This is a genomic window from Pseudomonas sp. GW822-FHT04H02, from assembly GCF_058800645.1.
Window position 1 is genome coordinate 235,220 of sequence record NZ_JBXAMM010000003.1, and the last position, 17,431, is coordinate 252,650.

The 17,431-nt window shown below is 62.7% G+C and carries 19 protein-coding genes; 8 read left to right on the forward strand and 11 right to left on the reverse strand.

Going from position 1 to position 17,431, the window contains the following annotated elements; genetic code table 11:
- Positions 1 to 144: 144 nt before the first annotated feature.
- The 5 genes from AC1RMG_RS13290 to AC1RMG_RS13310 all read right to left on the reverse strand — a co-directional run bounded on the left by AC1RMG_RS13290 (position 145) and on the right by AC1RMG_RS13310 (position 5,921).
- Positions 145 to 2,232, reverse strand: a complete 2,088-nt coding sequence (locus AC1RMG_RS13290) for an LTA synthase family protein (protein ID WP_011062610.1) — start codon at positions 2,230 to 2,232, stop codon at positions 145 to 147.
- Between the two features lie 317 nt (positions 2,233 to 2,549).
- Positions 2,550 to 2,741 (reverse strand): PLDc N-terminal domain-containing protein, encoded by a 192-nt coding sequence (locus AC1RMG_RS13295; protein WP_015636585.1) that lies wholly within the window; start codon positions 2,739 to 2,741, stop codon positions 2,550 to 2,552.
- A gap of 85 nt (positions 2,742 to 2,826) precedes the next feature.
- The gene (locus AC1RMG_RS13300; protein ID WP_015636586.1) at positions 2,827 to 3,357 is read right to left on the reverse strand and encodes a hypothetical protein; all 531 of its coding nucleotides are present in this window, start codon (positions 3,355 to 3,357) and stop codon (positions 2,827 to 2,829) included.
- 109 nt (positions 3,358 to 3,466) lie between these two features.
- Positions 3,467 to 3,985 (reverse strand): ankyrin repeat domain-containing protein, encoded by a 519-nt coding sequence (locus AC1RMG_RS13305; protein WP_011062613.1) that lies wholly within the window; start codon positions 3,983 to 3,985, stop codon positions 3,467 to 3,469.
- Between the two features lie 97 nt (positions 3,986 to 4,082).
- Positions 4,083 to 5,921 carry a long-chain-acyl-CoA synthetase gene (locus AC1RMG_RS13310; RefSeq protein ID WP_015636587.1) on the reverse strand — a complete coding sequence of 613 codons (1,839 nt, stop codon included), beginning with the start codon at positions 5,919 to 5,921 and terminating at the stop codon, positions 4,083 to 4,085.
- Positions 5,922 to 6,602: 681 nt separating this feature from the next.
- On the opposite strand from AC1RMG_RS13310, the gene AC1RMG_RS13315 reads away from it, so the two are divergent.
- A complete protein-coding gene (locus AC1RMG_RS13315; protein ID WP_019093389.1) occupies positions 6,603 to 6,881 on the forward strand; it encodes a DUF3509 domain-containing protein in 279 nt (92 codons plus the stop codon).
- A 73-nt stretch (positions 6,882 to 6,954) separates the two neighbouring features.
- Here AC1RMG_RS13315 and AC1RMG_RS13320 read toward each other — a convergent pair whose 3' ends face one another.
- The 3 genes from AC1RMG_RS13320 to aroC are packed head-to-tail and all read right to left on the reverse strand — an operon-like array spanning position 6,955 to position 9,774.
- Positions 6,955 to 7,500 (reverse strand): 1,2-dihydroxy-3-keto-5-methylthiopentene dioxygenase, encoded by a 546-nt coding sequence (locus AC1RMG_RS13320; protein WP_015636589.1) that lies wholly within the window; start codon positions 7,498 to 7,500, stop codon positions 6,955 to 6,957.
- Entirely contained in the window at positions 7,500 to 8,648 is a 1,149-nt protein-coding gene (locus AC1RMG_RS13325; RefSeq protein WP_011062617.1) for an MFS transporter, read from the reverse strand. The genes AC1RMG_RS13320 and AC1RMG_RS13325 overlap by 1 nt, the downstream gene beginning before the upstream one ends.
- A 34-nt stretch (positions 8,649 to 8,682) precedes the next feature.
- Positions 8,683 to 9,774, reverse strand: coding sequence for a chorismate synthase (gene aroC, locus AC1RMG_RS13330; protein WP_077934611.1), 1,092 nt, complete (start codon positions 9,772 to 9,774; stop codon positions 8,683 to 8,685).
- Between the two features lie 141 nt (positions 9,775 to 9,915).
- On the opposite strand from aroC, the gene AC1RMG_RS13335 reads away from it, so the two are divergent.
- Positions 9,916 to 10,869 carry an alpha/beta hydrolase gene (locus tag AC1RMG_RS13335; protein WP_015636592.1) on the forward strand — a complete coding sequence of 318 codons (954 nt, stop codon included), beginning with the start codon at positions 9,916 to 9,918 and terminating at the stop codon, positions 10,867 to 10,869.
- A 99-nt stretch (positions 10,870 to 10,968) separates the two neighbouring features.
- Positions 10,969 to 11,760 (forward strand): hypothetical protein, encoded by a 792-nt coding sequence (locus AC1RMG_RS13340; RefSeq protein ID WP_011062620.1) that lies wholly within the window; start codon positions 10,969 to 10,971, stop codon positions 11,758 to 11,760.
- 51 nt (positions 11,761 to 11,811) lie between these two features.
- Here the strand turns inward: AC1RMG_RS13340 and prmB are convergent, their stop codons facing one another.
- A complete protein-coding gene (gene prmB / locus AC1RMG_RS13345; RefSeq protein WP_011062621.1) occupies positions 11,812 to 12,720 on the reverse strand; it encodes a 50S ribosomal protein L3 N(5)-glutamine methyltransferase in 909 nt (302 codons plus the stop codon).
- Positions 12,721 to 12,959: 239 nt separating this feature from the next.
- Here prmB and AC1RMG_RS13350 point away from each other — a divergent pair, with 239 nt between their 5' ends.
- From AC1RMG_RS13350 to AC1RMG_RS13370, 5 genes are all read left to right on the forward strand, one after another.
- Positions 12,960 to 13,550, forward strand: coding sequence for a cysteine hydrolase family protein (locus tag AC1RMG_RS13350; protein WP_011062622.1), 591 nt, complete (start codon positions 12,960 to 12,962; stop codon positions 13,548 to 13,550).
- A gap of 129 nt (positions 13,551 to 13,679) precedes the next feature.
- Positions 13,680 to 14,000: a hypothetical protein gene (locus AC1RMG_RS13355; protein ID WP_011062623.1), complete on the forward strand. Its 321-nt coding sequence runs from the start codon at positions 13,680 to 13,682 to the stop codon at positions 13,998 to 14,000.
- 75 nt (positions 14,001 to 14,075) lie between these two features.
- Positions 14,076 to 14,633: a Smr/MutS family protein gene (locus tag AC1RMG_RS13360; protein WP_011062624.1), complete on the forward strand. Its 558-nt coding sequence runs from the start codon at positions 14,076 to 14,078 to the stop codon at positions 14,631 to 14,633.
- 77 nt (positions 14,634 to 14,710) lie between these two features.
- Entirely contained in the window at positions 14,711 to 15,256 is a 546-nt protein-coding gene (gene folE, locus AC1RMG_RS13365; protein ID WP_011062625.1) for a GTP cyclohydrolase I FolE, read from the forward strand.
- Between the two features lie 103 nt (positions 15,257 to 15,359).
- Positions 15,360 to 15,731 (forward strand): glutathione S-transferase N-terminal domain-containing protein, encoded by a 372-nt coding sequence (locus tag AC1RMG_RS13370; protein WP_065365442.1) that lies wholly within the window; start codon positions 15,360 to 15,362, stop codon positions 15,729 to 15,731.
- Positions 15,732 to 15,749: 18 nt separating this feature from the next.
- Here the strand turns inward: AC1RMG_RS13370 and AC1RMG_RS13375 are convergent, their stop codons facing one another.
- Both AC1RMG_RS13375 and AC1RMG_RS13380 read right to left on the reverse strand, forming a co-directional pair.
- The gene (locus tag AC1RMG_RS13375; protein ID WP_011062627.1) at positions 15,750 to 16,076 is read right to left on the reverse strand and encodes an AtuA-related protein; all 327 of its coding nucleotides are present in this window, start codon (positions 16,074 to 16,076) and stop codon (positions 15,750 to 15,752) included.
- Positions 16,073 to 17,431 carry an acyclic terpene utilization AtuA family protein gene (locus AC1RMG_RS13380; RefSeq protein WP_053159745.1) on the reverse strand — a complete coding sequence of 453 codons (1,359 nt, stop codon included), beginning with the start codon at positions 17,429 to 17,431 and terminating at the stop codon, positions 16,073 to 16,075. The genes AC1RMG_RS13375 and AC1RMG_RS13380 overlap by 4 nt, the downstream gene beginning before the upstream one ends.

The following is a 17,431-nucleotide window of genomic DNA, read 5'->3' on the forward strand; positions in this document are numbered from 1 at the left end:
CAGAGCATGTTTGAACGTAAAAAGGCGCCGGTCTTCACCGGCGCCTTTTTATTAGCCCGAATAAAAAACACCCCACTTGTGGGGTGTTTTATTCACGCGGGCAACTTGCGCCAACCCCGCATGACAGGGCCGGCGCTACAGCGTTTAGTCCGGTTTCCCGTTGACCACGCCTGCGGTGTTGTCGAGCAAGCTCTTGGTCGCCGTCTGCAGGAAGGATTCCAGCTTCTGCTTGAGCTGCGCCTCATCGGCAGAATCCGGGATCAGTTCGCCCCCCGGTGCCGAACCCAGTTCGTACTTGTACAGCCGTGGCGGCATTTCCTTGGGCAGTACCAGCACCCGGTCCGCCGTCAGCAGCGCTACGGTCTGGTCACTGCCCGAAGGCTTGATCACGCCGAAGCCCTTGTCGCCTTCCGGCAGGTTGAGTAGGTCGCGCCCCCAGCACTGGTGCAGTACGTCGCCACCCAGGCGGCCCATGATGGTGGGCACGATGTCGATCTGGGTGCCCACGGTGTGGTCACGCTGGCCGAACTTTTCCTGGATGCCCGGAGCGATCATCAGCATGGGCACGTTGAAGCGCCCCAGGTCCATTTCGGTGATCTGCTGCTCGTTGCCGAAGCCATGGTCGCCCACCACCACGAACAGGGTTTCCTTGAAGTAAGGCTCCTTGCGCGCTTTCTCGAAGAACTGGCCCAGGGCCCAGTCGGAGTAGCGCATGGCCGTCAGGTGTTCGTTGAGGCTGCCGCGGTCGGTCACCTTGTCCACCGGCAAAGGCGTGGGCAGGGCATACGGCGTGTGGTTGGACAGGGTCTGCAGCAGGGCATAGAACGGCCCCTTGCCTTCCCGGGCCTTCAACTCTTCCAGGCCGCGGTTGAACATGTCCTGGTCGGACACGCCCCAGGTCGGGTCGGAGAACACCGGATTGACGAAGTCGTTACGGCCGATGAAGTTGGTCATGCCCTGGTTGCTGAAGAACCCCGACTGGTTGTCCCAGGCGAAATCGCCGTTGTAGACATACACGTCATCGTAGTTGCGAGCACTGAGCAGTTGCGGCAGGCCGGACAGCTTGTGGCTGCCTTCCGGGGTCTGCATCAGGTATTCGAAGCCAGGCAGGTTGGGGAAGCACGCCATGGTGGCGAACATGCCCTGGTGGGTGTGGGTGCCGTTGGAGAAGAAGCGGTCGAACAGCAGGCCTTCCTTGGACAGTTTGTCGAAGTACGGAGTGATCTCCCCCGGACGTCCCAGGGCGCCCACCGAATGCCCGGCGAAGCTTTCCATCAGGATCACCACGACGTTCTTGATCGGCAGGGTCTTTTCCCCATCCGGCGTGTAGGTGCGGCGTACAGCGGCGATGTCGGCATCCACCAGCTTGTCACTCGGCACCAGCAGCATGTCGCGCACGGTCTGCTGCGCCAGAGGCTGAGGCAAGGTGGCCTTCCAGATATTGGTGCGGTCCTCGGACAGACGATCCTTGGCCGCCGCCATCAGTTGCAGCGTGCCATTGAGGCCCAACTGGTTGGCGAAGTTGGATTCAGTGGTGTAGACGTCACCCCAACGCATCGGCGGGCCCTGGCGCAGAGTGCCACGGGCTGCAACCACGCAGATCAGCAGACACACCACGAACACCGCAATGCGCGCATACCAGGGGGCAATCTGCCGGGTGCCGACATTGCCGCCGCTGAACGGGCCGCGGGGCCGGGTGGCGCGGTCGGCCCCCTTGAATGCCAGGCTCAGGATCCAGGTGCCCACGGCCCAGGCCAGCAGGTAGCGGACCACCGGGAAGCCGTACCAGAGCATGCTCATCACGGTTTTCGGGTCTTCCTTCACATACTGGAAGACCAGGCCGTTGAGGCGCTGGTGGAACTCTCGGTAGAAGTCCATCTCCATCAGGCCGAGGAACAGCGCGATGCTGGAGGTGACTGTCAGCCAGAAGCGCAACACCCCGCGAGCCGCCATGGCCCGGGCGCTGAACAGCGCCAGCAGCAGCGGTACGCTGAGGTAGACCACCAGCCGCAGGTCAAAACGCAGCCCGTTGGCAAACGCTTCGAGGAAGGTCGAGGCCGGAGTGTCGAGAATCATCTCGCGGTTGTAGATCAGCAGCGCGACGCGCAACAGGGAAAGCATCACCATCATGACCAGGGCGCACAACAGCGTGTAGGCCAGATGGGATTTAACGGTCGGTTGCAGCAGGCGATTCGAGGATCGCTGCTGACTCAGGGCATCCGAGTTTGCCATGTGGTTTTAGGACCCATTGGAAGTTTAAGTTGCAAAGATAAAGCTGCGTTCTGCCCTCTTGTTGCCGCCAGGGCGACGGGGGAATTCGCGGTGCGCAAATGTTGCACGATCACTCAAGGCATTGCCATTGATTAGTGGGCAGCACCGAAAAACCCACTGCCAACGGCTCTGGGACAAGAGATTGCAGAAAGTTATACCGGGGAAAAAGCGCCGGCGAATTGTCTTAGAGCGTTTGTGAAAATTTCGTTCAACGCATGTTTAGTCACACAAAAAAGGGCCTGACGGCCCTTTTCCCTGTGCAACCTGCGTCTCCAGCTTCAGAGCCGCACATTGCCTCGCGGCCCGGCGATCGCCCAGATGATCAGCCCCAGCACCGGCAGGAGAATGATCAAGAGCACCCAGAGGACCTTCATCCCGGTTTCGGCGCCGCTTTTGAGTACGTTGATGATGGCCCAGATATCCAGGGCCAGAATGATCAGGCCAACCAGGCCATTGAAGGTGGAACCCATGGTGTCGCTCCCTAAATGATGGCGTGCCTCTTTAGGATAGCCGTGCTGGATCAGGGTTCCGTTTTATTCCACAGCCGCTCGGGCTTCAGACATGAACGGCGATCTTCAAGGCCTCCAGGGCCGGCGCTGCGGCGATCCCGACCTCGGCGCACAGCTCCAGCACCCGCGGCACGTCGTTGCCGTAGACCAGTACCATCTGCAACTCGTCATCCAGCAACTGGCTGAAGTTCATCAACACATAGCCGCCGTTTTCCGGGTTCATGCTGCCCATCTGGATCTGGATGCGGTTCAAGGCCGTCAGGGCTTCGATCTTGGCCAACTGCTTGGGCTTGATGTTGAAAGCCACGTCCTTGCCGAACGAGGCGACGATCTGGGCGAACAGGTCGACATAGGTATCGGCCTGAAACAACACGGTTTCCGGCAGGCTGCCGACCACCACCCATTCCCCCAGGGGAATGGGGAAGCTGTCGTCGTAGTTGATATCCGGGTTGGCTGCCAGGAATCCCTGAGGGTCGGCGTAGGCCTGGCTCGCCTCCTCGGCGATCTGCTGGATCTCGGCATCGCCCATGCACCCGGAGCTGATCTTGCTAATGAGTTCGATAAGGGCGGTTTTCATGGGCACATCCTGGAAGCGAGGAAATCAAGGGGCGCGAAGAATAGCCTAAAGTGCCCGAGCTATCACGCCAGGCAGCACCTGACGCCTGCACGCCCCGATCATCGCCGGCTCAGGCCAGGAGTTTTTCGAGCTGCGCCGTGGTATCCATGGCGCCCATGGTCTTGGCCGCTTCCAGGGCACTCACGCCATTGCTGTCGCGGGCCTTGGGGTCGGCGCCCTGGCTGATCAGGTAGGTGACGATTTCCGTGCGGTTGAACATCGCCGCCATCATCAGCGCGGTACGTCCGTCGAAGGACGAGCCTTCCACTTGGGCGCCCCCCTCCACCAGCGCCTTGACCACCGCCAGGTCGCCCTTGAAGGCAGCCCCGGCAATCGGGCTCTGGCCATTGTCGTTGCGGATCTCGGGGTCGGCCTGGTGCTTGAGCAGCACCTGCACCGCGTCCACATGGCCGTGATAGGCGGCGAGCATCAGCAGCGTGTCGCCCTTGTGATTGCGCAGGTTGACCGGCAGGCCACTGGCAGCCAGCTTGTCGAGCATCTGTGCGTCGCCCTGGCGGGCCACGTTGAACACCTGTTCGACAAACTGGGCGGCCTCTTCTTCAGTCATCTGGCGGCTTTTGTCGGTCATCGGAAACTCCAGGTTCGGCAATTCGGAAAGGCGCTAGTTTCCCCAAGCCGGCGCCAGCCTGTCATCCCTTTTTTCCCGAGAGCCACCATAGGCAGAATCAATAACGCAGGCGCCCACCCTGAATGTCCGCGAGAATCTGCGGGGTCAGCCGCACGTAGGTATCCGAGCCCGGCAACCAGGCATACACCGGCTCGTCACCGATTTGCTGCAGATCGAATGCCTGCTCCTTGAGGCGACTCTTCTGGTACTTGAAGGTGCCGGTGGTGTCCATCTTCACTTTGATCCGCAGGAACAGCGGCACTGCGTAGGCCGGCAACTGCTGCCGGGCGAACTGCAGCAACTCGCTGAAATCCAGGGTCGCCAGGGATTCTGCCGGAGTGATCGCCACCATCCCGGCCCGACCGTTGGTGTTGTGGATCTCGACACCATAGGCCACCACCTCGGCAACCTGCGGGTGCCCCAGCAGGACGTTCTCCACCTCGGTGGTGGAAACGTTCTCGCCCTTCCAGCGATAGGTATCTCCCAGCCGGTCGACGAACTGCACATGGCCAAAGCCGATATCGCGCAGCAGATCGCCGGTGTTGAAGTAGCAGTCGCCCTTCTCGAATACGTCCTTGAGAATCACCTTGAGGTTCTTTTCCGGGTCGGTGTAGCCATCCAGGGGCGCCTTGTCGTCGATCTTCGCCAGCAGCAGCCCCTGGCCACCCTTGGCTACCTTCTGCATGAAGCCCTGGCTGTTGCGCAGTGGCGCACCGGTATCGTGGGCGTATTCCACCAGCGCCCAGGGGATCAGGGAAAAGCCCACGGTATTGTCGAAGTTGAGGATGTTGCTGAAACCGATATTGCCGTCGCTGGCGGCATACAACTCACAGATATGACCGACGCCGAAACGTTGCTTGAACTCGCTCCAGACGCCCGGGCGCAGCCCGTTGCCGATCATCTTCGAGACCCCGTGCTCGGTATCCCGTGCGCAAGCCGGCTGGTCGATCAGGTAGCGGCACAACTCCCCGACATAACCCACGGTCGTGGCCTTGTAGCGGCGCACGTCATCCCAGAACTGGCTGGCGCTGAATTTGCGGCGGATGGCAAAGCCCGAGGCGCCAGTAATCGCCGAGCCCCAGCACACGCACAGACCGGTGGCGTGGTACAGCGGCAAGGTGCAATACACCACGTCGCCGGGCTGCATATCCAGGGCGATGGTGCCGAAGCCGGCAGAGGTGCGCATCCAGCGACCATGCTTGAAGATCCCGGCCTTGGGCAACCCCGTGGTGCCGGAGGTATAGATGTAGAAGCAAGGGTCGTTGAGGAAGATGCGCTGGGTCTGCGCCAGGTTGTCCGATGGGTAACCGGCGCTCTCGGCCATCAGGTTGCGCATTCCCTCGGGGGTCGGCCCGGGGTCGGCAAAGGTGTCCTGATCGGCCACGAACCAGGTGCGCTGCGGATCGATGCCCACCTGCTCGCGTACCGCCGAGTAAGCGGCCTGCAGCTCGCCGCCGAGGATGATCGCCGCCGGTTTCACCAACGCCAGGCTGTGCGCCAGCACGCCCTGGGTCTGCGCGGTGTTGAGCATCGCGCAAATGCCTCCGAGCTTGGCCACCGCCAGCACCGTGACCAGCAATTCCGGGCGGTTCTCGATGAAGATCGCCAGCACATCACCCTTGCCGATGCCCTGCTCCTGCAGGTAGGCAGCAATGCGGTTGGCCCATTGATTGACCTGTGCATAACTGAGCACCCGATCACCGTACAGCAAGGCCGGCCCCTCGGGGTTGCGCAGGGTCGCCTGCTCAAAGCTCCAGCCCAGGCCGCAGGGCTGGTCCGGGTTGTCGATATTGCCCGCCTTCATGCCCCGCACCACTCGCGGCAGTGCCCTGGCAATGGAGGGCACCTTACGCAGCATCATGCCCCAGGTGATCATGTCGCTCTTGTGCTTGTTCATGGTTGCTCCGGTTGCACAGCAAGGATCTGGGCCCGGGCCTGGCCGGCCGGGCGTTGGCAACAGCGGCGCAAGGCTCAACCGGGGGTAGCGATCCAGGGTGCGGCGAGCGGCACGCGGGAGCTGTGGATATCTCTCGCAAAGGGATGAAGGCAGGACAAGCGCAGGGCTGCAAAGAGCACCGGCGATGAGGCGCAGGAAAGGTTCATGGAGAGCGTCCTATGTTCTTATTATTGGTCGGGCGGGATCGCAAGATCGCGCCACAACACATTCCATGTCGCAGAAACGCCGTTCAAGCCGCTTTCGCGGGGCCGCCGAGGCCAGGTTGAACCAACGTGACTGGCTGGAAAATACGTCAGCTCTCGCGACGCTGTACACGGGGTTTTTGCAAACTTTTGTATCTACCCTCGGTCTCCCCACGCAGCGTACTTGTCCCCGCTTCAACGATTGAATTTTCCACCCTGGCCCGCGGTCACAACACTGCCACGGCACCCGCCAACACCCCCTGCGGACCTGCAAAATGCAGGATGCACGATGGCCATTCATGCAATTTGCACGAACAGGCGCTTTTTGGATTTTTATAAGCTATTGTTTTTAAAGGATATTTTAAAAAAACGATACTGGCACAATCGCTGCACCTATCACTCCACGCTTGCCCTTCAAGAGCTAACGGAGCTGATAGACATGAGCCTGATCCAAGAAAAATTTTCTTCCCTGTTCTCCAACTTCGAAGTGACCACCCAGCCACGCCCTGACGGTGGCATCCTGTTGACCCTGCGCAACAGCGAAGGCAAACAGTTCAAGCGTTCGATCTCCTACGCACAGTTGCACGCCGCCGACCAACTGTCGTGGGTCATCAGCGCAATTCGTCGGGACTTGGCCGAACAGGCCAGTGAGTTGCCACAGATCTCCATGCTGCAAAGCCAGAACCGCTTTGCCCTGCCGACTTACCACTCCGCGTAAGCCGCTTGCGCTGCACCTGTCCGGGCCGGCCCCACCTTGCGTGGGTCCGGCCCGTTGACGTTGTGCTCCCCGCTCAATCGTCCAGGCGCGGGAACTGGCTGGCGATCGCGTCGCCGGTCAGGCTGGCGTTCCAGCCCTGGGGGTTGTTGAACATGCGGATGGCCACCAGGTTCGGCCGCTCGCCCATGTCGAACCAATGGGCGGTGCCCGCCGGCACCGAGATCAGGTCATTCCTTTCGCACAGTACGGCGTACACATAGTCATCGATGTGCAGGTTGAACAGGCCCCGGCCCGCAACGAAGAAACGTACTTCATCCTCACTGTGGCGGTGCTCATCGAGAAAGCTGGCGCGCAGCTCGGCCTTCTGCGGATGGTCTTCATCGAGGCTGATGACATCCACGCTGGCGTAGCCACCCTCGGTCATCAGGCGATCGACCTGCTCCTGATAGGCGCTTATCACTTCTTGCTGGCTGGTGCCCGGCGCAACACGCGTGGTGGCAGGCCAACGGTCGAAACGAATCCCCTGCTCGGCCAGGGTTGCAGCGATATCGTCGAAGTGGGTCAGGACCTTGTTCGGCAGGTCCGGACTGGATACGTGGTAGACGGACAGGCTGCTCATTACGGCAACTCCTCTTGCATGCGGGTGGCAATGATAACGGCTGCGGCCAAGGCTGCGACGCTGGCAATACTAAAGGTCAATGTGGGGCCCAGGGCATTCCAGCTATAACCCGAATACAGGGCCCCCAGGGCGCCCCCGGTTCCCGCCAGGGCCGCGTACAACGCCTGGCCCTGGCCTTGCTGGCGGGCACCGAAACTGCGCTGCACAAAATGAATGGCGGCGGCGTGGAAACTGCCGAAGGTCGCCGCGTGCAGCACCTGAGCCAACAACAGCACCCCGAGGTGTTCCGCCAGGCTGCCCAGCAGCAACCAGCGCAGAGCCGCCAGCAGGAAGCTCGCCAGCAGCACTCGCCGCACGGAAAAGCGCGCCAGGAGCCAGCTCATCGCCAGAAACATCAACACTTCGGCCACCACACCCAGGGCCCAGAGCATGCCGATCACCCCGCGGGTATAGCCCAGGCGCTCCAGGTGCAGAGTCAGGAAGGTGTAATAGGGGCCGTGGCTCATCTGCATCAGTGCCACGCACAGGTAGAAGGCCAGCACACCGGGGCTGCGCAGTTGCCTGACAAAGCCCTCCCCGGCGTGCCGCGGCCCCTGCACCCGAGGCTGGGCGTTAGGCACCCACAGGCTGCTGAGGACGATGCCCGCCATGATCACCACCAGCGCTACCGGGTAGATGTCCAGGCTCAACCACTCGAACAAACGCCCCAGGGCCACCACGGTAAGAATGAAGCCGATGGAGCCCCAGAGGCGGATCTGGCTGTAGCGCGAGGCCTGGCCTTGCAGGTGCGCCAGGGTGATCACTTCGAACTGCGGCAGCACCGCGTGCCAGAAAAAAGCATGCAGGGCCATGACCATGGCCAGCCAGGCATAGCTCTTGTCGACGAAGATCAGGGAGAAACAGACCAGGGTGCAGAACGCACCAAAACGCACGATCGCCAGGCGCCGCCCGGTGTAGTCCCCCAGCCAGCCCCAAAGGTTGGGCGCCACGCAGCGCATGAGCATGGGAATGGCCACCAGTTCGCCGATGCGCGCACTGGAGAACCCCAGGTGATCGAAATACAGCGCCAGGAATGGCGCGGTCGAGCCCAGCAGCGCGAAATAGAACAGGTAGAAACTGGAAAGCCGCCAGTAGGGAAGTGCCGCCACGGCCTTCAGACCGTGGCGACTGGCAGGACCGGCATTACAGCTGGCCCAGCACCGGCGTGCTGACGCGCACGTCGGCATTCTGGCCGCGGTGGCGCAGCAGGTGATCCATCAGCACGATGGCCATCATCGCCTCGGCGATCGGCGTGGCGCGAATGCCCACGCACGGGTCGTGGCGCCCCTTGGTGATCACGTCCACCGGGTTGCCGTCGATATCGATGGAGCGCCCGGGGGTGGTAATGCTGGAGGTCGGCTTGAGCGCCAGGTGAGCGACGATCGGCTGCCCCGAGGAGATGCCGCCCAGAATGCCGCCGGCGTTATTGCTGAGGAAACCTTGCGGGGTCAGTTCGTCACGGTGCTCGGTGCCGCGCTGGGCAACGCAGGCGAAACCGGCGCCGATCTCCACGCCCTTGACCGCGTTGATGCTCATCAGCGCATGGGCCAGCTCGGCGTCCAGGCGATCGAAAATCGGCTCGCCCAGGCCCGGCATCACCCCTTCGGCCACCACGGTGATCTTCGCTCCGACCGAATCCTGGTCTCGACGCAACTGGTCCATATAGGCTTCCAGCTCCGCAACCTTTCCCGGATCAGGGCTGAAGAATGCGTTGTTCTCTACCGAATCCCAGGTCTTGAAGGGAATCTCGATCGGGCCCAGCTGGCTCATGTAGCCGCGAATCACGATGCCCTGGCTGGCCAGGTACTTCTTGGCAATGGCCCCGGCCGCCACGCGCATGGCGGTTTCCCGGGCCGAGCTGCGGCCGCCACCACGGTAGTCGCGGATGCCGTACTTGTGGTGGTAGCTGTAGTCGGCGTGAGCCGGGCGGAACAGGTCCTTGATCGCCGAATAGTCCTTGGACTTCTGATCGGTGTTGCGGATCAACAAGCCGATGGAACAGCCGGTGGTCTTGCCTTCGAACACCCCGGAGAGGATCTCGACCTCGTCGGGTTCCTGGCGCTGGGTGGTGTGGCGGCTGGTGCCAGGCTTGCGCCGGTCCAGGTCACGCTGCAAGTCCTCCAGCGTCAGTTCCAGGCCCGGCGGGCAGCCGTCGACAATGGCGACCAACGCCGGACCATGGCTTTCGCCCGCGGTGGTGACAGTGAACAGCTTGCCGTAGGTATTGCCGGACATGCAGGGAGCTCCGTGAAATCAGCCGAAATAACTCAATCTGGATTAGCGCGTGCGCCAGTATACGCAGGCTACCCAACTAGTTCATCCTCGAACCTTCTGCCTGTTACCGAGTCAAACCGGCACCTTATCCATGATGGCGCGATGATGCTGCGAGTTCTTCTCTTGAGCCTTTCCCTGTTCACCGGCCTGGTTCATGCGGCCGTCCTGCAACGCCCCGTGAGCCTGGACACCGGGCACGGTGAGCTGTACGGCTCGCTGCTGCTACCCAAGTCCGAGCAGCCGGTGCCGGTGGTGCTGATCATTTCCGGCTCCGGTCCCACTGACCGCGACGGCAACAACCCCGATGGCGGGCGCAACGACAGCCTCAAGCGCCTGGCCTGGGTACTGGCCAAGCACAACATCGCCAGCGTGCGTTATGACAAGCGCGGCGTGGCCGCCAGCCTCGCCGCGACCCCGGACGAACGCAACCTGACCCTGGACGCCTATGTGGCGGATGCCGTGGCCTGGGGCAACAAGCTCAAGGCCGATCCACGCCTGGGCCAACTGATAGTCCTGGGGCATAGCGAAGGCGCACTGATCGCCACGCTGGCGGCACCGCAACTGAATGCCGCAGGCGTTATCTCGATCTCCGGAACCGCCCGCCCGGTGGACCAGATCCTGCGCCAGCAGTTGAGCTACCGCCTGCCACCGGCGCTGATGCTGCGCAGCAATGAGCTGCTGGACAGCCTCAAGGCCGGCAAGGTCGACCCGGATGTGCCCCCTGCCCTGCAAGTCATCTTTCGCCCCAGCGTGCAGCCTTACCTGATCACCCTGTTTCGCGAAGACCCGGCGGCGGCCTTCGCCCGCCTGAAGATGCCGGCGCTGATCATCCAGGGCAGCAACGACATCCAGGTCAGCGTCGATGACGCCAGGGTCCTCAAGGCCGCCAAACCGGATGCGCAACTGGCCCTGATCGAAGGCATGAACCATGTGATGCGCATCGTGCCCAATGACCTCAAGCGCCAGCTGGCCTCCTACAAGGACCCGCAATTGCCGCTGGCAGCGGAACTGGGCAGCGCGATCATCGATTTTATTGACGGACTTCACACCCGTTAGGCTGTTTTTGCCCTCCAGTCCTGAAAAAAACGGCCGATAAGCCTTTGCCGGCCGTTCAATTGCTGTCGGCGCGCAGCGATTGGACAGGATCTCGCCGTTATGACTGATACCCCGAATTCACCCGCCACCGAGCAAGAAGCCGCCGCCCCGGAAGCGCCGCCGCTGCCGTGGGCCGATGTGCAGGCCGAGCACCACAAGATGCTGCGCCTGGCACCCTTGCAGACCGATCGCGCCACGGGCGGACGGCCTCTGCGCTTTGTCGAGTTCGGTTATGCCGAACGCAACAACAAAGAGCACAGCCTGCTGCGCATGACCATCAGCCTCCCCGGCCAACGGGTGCGCAAGGAACAGAATCACCTGGATGTGTGGGTCGAGCACGACACTCGCCGGGTGCACTTCGAGCCCGAAGGCGGCCTGCAGGTCGAACCGTTGAACCGCGGGATCGGCCGTTTCCTGCTGGCCCAGGCAGCGCAGTGGGCCCAGAAGAAGTGGCCGCACTACCGGGTCGACGGCTTCGATCTGGCGAACAAGGATGCCCTCAACGAAGACACGCGCCTGCGTCGTGACCACGTGCTGCGCACCCAGGGTTTCGATGTGGTGTATGCCGATGCCCAGCACCTCAAGGGCAGCGTCAAGGATGTCCAGGTGGGTGAACTGCTGGGCCAGTGGAATAGCGAAAAGCTGCAGTTCGTGGAGATTCTGGAAGCGGCGCAGATGCTCCAGCAGGCCGAACAGAATCTTGAAGAACTGGAAGTGAAGCTGCGCAAGCAGGAAGAGAAAGTCACCAAGTACAAGCGCGAGGACACCGGTCTGCGCTTCACCATCACCTGCCTGGTGGCCTTTGCGGTGTTCCAGGCCGGGCTGCTGATCTGGATTGCGACTCATCGCTGAGCCGCAACGCCTGACCGCCAGAGGCCCGCGTTGCGCGGGCCGGCAATCGGCTCAGACCCGGGACGCGAACAACGCCTGATGTTCGCGGCACTGCTCCGCGGTCAGCATGAACACACCGTGGCCACCGCGCTCGAAGTCCAGCCAGGCGAAGTCGACCTCCGGGTACAGCGCCTCGACATGCACCTGGCTGTTGCCCACCTCGACAATCAGCAAGCCCTTCTCGGTCAGGTGGTCCGCCGCCTCGGCCAGCATCCGCCGCACCAGGTTCAGGCCGTCCTCGCCACAGGCCAGGCCCAGCTCGGGCTCGTGCTGGTATTCATCCGGCATGTCGGCGAAGTCTTCGGCATCGACATAGGGCGGGTTGGACACGATCAGGTCGAAGCGCTGCCCGGGCAGGCCATCGAAGCCATCGCCCTGGACCGTGAACACCCGCTCATCGACGCCATGGCGCTCGATGTTCTGGTTGGCCACTTCGAGGGCTTCGAAGGACAGGTCCGCCAACACCACCTCGGCATCACGGAATTCATAGGCACAAGCGATACCGATGCAGCCGGAACCGGTACACAGGTCGAGAATCCGTGCCGGCTCGCTGCCCAGCCAGGGTTCGAAACGTTTTTCGATCAGCTCGCCAATCGGCGAACGGGGAATCAGCACGCGCTCATCGACAATGAACGACATGCCGCAGAACCAGGCCTCGCCCAGCAGGTAGGCGGTAGGCACGCGCTCCTGGATACGGCGCTTGAGCAGGTGCTGCACATGGACCAGCTCGTCGTCTTCCAACGCGCAATCAAGGTAGCTGTCGGCAATTTCCCAAGGCAGGTGCAAGGCGCCGAGCACCAGTTGACGGGCCTCGTCCCAGGCATTGTCGGTACCATGGCCGAAGAACAGATCCTCCCCATGAAAGCGGCTGACAGCCCAGCGGATATGGTCGCGCAAGGTGCGCAGGCGGGAAGTGATCACGGCACAGACTCCTGACAAAACGACCGGCGATTCTAACAGCCAAAACGCTTGCCGACGACGAATGAAAAACCAGCGACGGGCAATGGTGTTCAAGCGTTTTTTTCTCGGGAAGGCTGCATACCTTGCCCCACTTGACAAGGCTACAGGCCAGCAACGGCGCACCTTACGTTAGTAGCGATTCACAGAAGCGCTCAGCCAGAGGACAATGGCGCAAAAGCCCCACTCACAGGAGCCCCAGAATGTCCGTTCCAAAGACGATGTTTCAACTCAGCGGTCGTGGTTATGCAGCGGCCAATTTGAGCCACGCGACCCTTGTGATCATCGACGCCCAGAAAGAATACCTCAGCGGCCCGCTGGCCCTGTCCGGCATGGACGCGGCAGTGGCCAACATCCGCCAACTGCTGGCCGCGGCCCGGGCTGCCGGTCGCCCAGTGGTGCACGTACGCCACCTCGGTACCGTCGGCGGCCTGTTCGACCCACAAGGCGAGCGCGGCGAGTTCATTCCCGGCCTTGAACCCCAAGGCGACGAAACCATCATCGGCAAACTGCTGCCCAGCGCGTTCCACGGCACCGAACTGGAAAAGCGCCTGCAGGACCTCGGTTCCCTGGACCTGATCGTCGCCGGTTTCATGAGCCACTCCAGCGTCAGCACCACCGTGCGCGCGGCCAAGAACCTGGGCTTTCGCTGCACCCTGGTAGAAGACGCCTGCGCCACCCGCGACCTGCCCTACAAGGGTGGCATCCTCAGCGCCGAACACGTTCAGCAAACCGAAATGGCAATCATGGCCGACAACTTCGCCACCCTCGCCCAGACCGCAAGCCTGATCTGATCAGCCCTGGTGAGCGGCTGGCGGGCCGCTCATCCATAAACCCCTCGCCTTTGCAGCAATTGCCTTAGCCTCAGGAACCACCCGGTCAACTTCCGGTCGAAGGGCCGATACCCATTGAGGAAGGTCGGAATGAAGATATCCGATGGTTTTGACGCACGCCGATTGCGGCCCAAAAGCCCGCGAAACTGGCGGTTGCGCCTGGGTGCGGGATTCTCCGCGCTACTGGCGACATTTGGCGTGCTGCTGGCGATGGCCGGTACTGCGAGCCTGCTGGGCCGTGCCCCGGCGCTGGGGGAAATGAATGCCAGCCCGGCGGGCTCGGCGGTGATCCTGGTGGTCGGCCTGTTGCTGCTGTATGTCGGCGTGCGCTTGTGGCGGCGCTGCCGGCGGCGCATGCGCCAGCCCCTGGCGCTGAACATGGCGCCGCACCTGATGAAAAAACACGACTGACATTCCCGAGGCGCGATTTGCGCGCCTTAAGGTGTTCCGAGTTGGGTAAACTAGCCGCCCTTCGCGGAGGCTGACATGCAAGACGACGATTTTTCCCTGTTCAAAAACGAGATCCGCGGCGTCAAGCCGATCAAGCACGATCGTGCCGATACAGGCAAACCCAAGAGCGACCGGGCGCAGATCGCCAAGTTGCGCCAGGCGGCCACCGTACGCAGCGAGACCACCACGGTGGACGGGCTGTCCGACCAGTTCGTCATCGACGTGGGGCCGGAAGATGAGCTGATGTGGGCCCGCGACGGGGTCCAGGAAAGCCAGATGCGCAAGCTGAAGATCGGCCAGATCCCCTTTGAAGGCAGCCTCGACCTGCATGGCATGACCGTGGAAAAGGCCCGGGAAACCCTCTGGGCCTTTCTCGCTGAAGCCACCCAGTTCGAAATCCGCTGCGTGCGCGTCACCCACGGCAAGGCCGTGCGCCTGGACGGCAAGCGACCGATGATCAAGAGCCACGTCAACACCTGGCTGCGCCAGCATCCGCAGGTGCTGGGCTTCACTTCCTGCCAGGCCAGGCATGGCGGTACCGGGGCGCTGTACGTCATGCTCAAGCGCACCATGATGGAAGGCCGTGACGAATAAAGCCGCTGCATCACGCTTGCAGCGTCGTGTCCGCCACCGTACCCTTGCCCTTTGCGTAAAATCCCACAGGTAGTTTCATGTCCCTGGAACAGAATTACACCGCGATCCTCGGCCAGCTGGGCGAGGACGTCTCCCGCGAGGGCCTGCTCGACACGCCCAAGCGTGCCGCCAAAGCCATGCAGTACCTCTGCCGCGGTTATGCCCAAACCCTGGAAGAGGTCACCAACGGTGCCTTGTTCAGCTCCGACAACAGCGAAATGGTCCTGGTCAAGGACATCGAGCTCTACTCGTTGTGCGAACACCACCTGCTGCCGTTCATCGGCAAGGCCCACGTCGCCTACATTCCCAGCGGCAAGGTCCTGGGGCTGTCGAAAGTCGCGCGCATCGTCGATATGTATGCCCGCCGCCTGCAGATCCAGGAAAACCTCAGCCGGCAGATCGCCGACGCCGTCCAACAAGTGACCGGCGCCCTCGGGGTGGCCGTGGTGATCGAGGCCAAGCACATGTGCATGATGATGCGCGGTGTGGAGAAACAGAATTCGTCGATGATCACCTCGGTGATGCTGGGCGAATTCCGCGAGAATGCCGCGACCCGCAGCGAATTCCTCAGCCTGATCAAGTAACAGGCTGCAGGCGAAAAAACCGGCGTTGATCGCCGGTTTTTTTTCGCCCGGGAAAAATCAGGTAAGCTGCCGCCCCTTCATTCATGGGCAAGAGGCAATAACCGTGATCGTCAAAGCGCTGCGAGTCGGCCTGGGCCAACTCATCATTTTCATCGACTTCATCACCCGCCCACGCAAGCAGCAGCGGGACGCCGCCGCTCAGGCGCAAGTCGTGGAAGCCGCCAAGGGCCTGACCCTGTACCAGTTTCACGCCTGCCCGTTCTGCGTGAAGACCCGCCGTACCCTGCATCGCCTGAATGTGCCGGTGGCCCTGCGCGACGCAAAAAACAACGAGCAGGACCGCCAGGCCCTGTTGGAGCAGGGCGGCAAGATCAAGGTGCCGTGCCTGCGCATCGAAGAGAACGGCCAGACCACCTGGATGTATGAATCCAAGGTGATCATCGATTACCTGAACCAGCGCTTCGCGACCGTCTGACGCCCTCCCCGGGGCTCTTCAGCCCCGGGCCAACTGCAAGTCAAGCAAGGCCGCGCCCAGGCACTTGCCGTGGGCATCCAGCGCCAGGGAGCGGGTCACTCCGCCGCGCAGGATGCCCGGCAAGACAAAGTTCAAGGCCCGCACATTCTCCAGGACATAGCGCTGTACCGGCGCCGCATCGCTCCCCAGCAAGCCGGCGAAATATTGCGCCACGCGCTCGGCGGTAAGCTGCTCGCAAAGAAAGGCAAAGTCCTCGGCGCGGTAGGCAATCACCGAAATATTCGAAGTGTCGCCCTTGTCCCCGGTACGCGAGTGCGCCAAGTCACGCAATTTGACCTCATTCATGCCCGTACCTCCTGATGCAAGGTGACCCTGACGGCCTCCCGGGGCAGTAATAGCGAAGCCACCGCCACCACCTGCCGCAGGCTTTTACTGGCCCCGCCGCCACCAGCGGGCCCATTGGTATAGAGGGTTTCCACCTCATTGCCGACGCGCACCGCTTCGGCCTTGTCCGTGCAGCGAGCCGCCACCCGCAGGCGCACTTCCCAGGGTTCGGCAGGCGCTCGCTGGCCCAGTTCAACACCGTGCAAGGCATCGATGCCGATCAGTTCCGCGCGCACTTCCTGCATCTGCACCCCGGTCAGGGCCAGGCGCTCGAGCACGATATCCCGGGCCAGCCGCGCCCTGGCCACAGCCCCAGGGCCGCCATAGGAAATCTGCCCTTCGCCGATCCAGCCATCCAGGTAGCCGACGCTGACCTTGAGCCGCTCAGGCCGTGGGCTGCCTGCCGCCCCTTGCAGCCGCACCCGGTCCGGTGCCTCCTCGACAAAGCCCACCGCGGAAAAGTCGGCACAGACATCCGGCGTCAGGTAGGCCGCCGGGTCATGCACTTCGTAGATCAACTGCTCGGTACAGGTAGCGCTGCTGACCTGCCCCCCGGAGCCCTTGACCTTGGTGATCAGCGCCGCGCCCTGTGCATCCACTTCGGCCAGGGGGAACCCCAGGCGCGCCAGACCGGCCACATTCTTGACCCCCGGATCGGCAAAGTAGCCGCCGCTGACCTGCCCTGCGCACTCCAGCAGATGCCCCACCAGGGTCCCGCGCCCCAGGCGCAGCCAGTCATCCTCGGCCCAGCCGAACTCGAAGATCTGCGGCGCCAGGAACAACGAGGGGTCGGCCACCCGCCCAGTGATCACTACGTCGGCATCGGCCCGCAGCGCGTCGACGATGCCCTGGGCGCCCAGGTAGGCATTGGCGGAAATCAGCCGCTGCCCCAGCGAGCCCAGGGTCTGCCCGTTGTCCAGCACCCACTCCGGCCGGGCCCGCAGAGTCTCGAGCACATCGTCCCCCAGCACCGCGATCACCTTGAGCCCTGGCAAGCCCAGCTCGGCGGCGATCCGTTGCACCTCGGCCACCGCCGCCAACGGATTGGCCGCCCCCATGTTGCTGATGATGCGCAAACGCCGCCCCGAGGCCGTGGCGCCGACAAAGGGCAGCACCCCGCGCATCCGCGCCCCCAGCAACGGGTCGTAGCCGCTGTGCGGGTCGGCCAGGCGCGCCTGCTGCGCCAGGGCGATGGTGCGCTCGGCCAGGCATTCGAACACCAGGTAATCCAGGTCGCCCTGTTGCGCCAACTCGATGGCGGGCTCGATACGGTCACCGGAGTAACCGGCGCCGGAGCCGATACGTAGGCTTTTCAT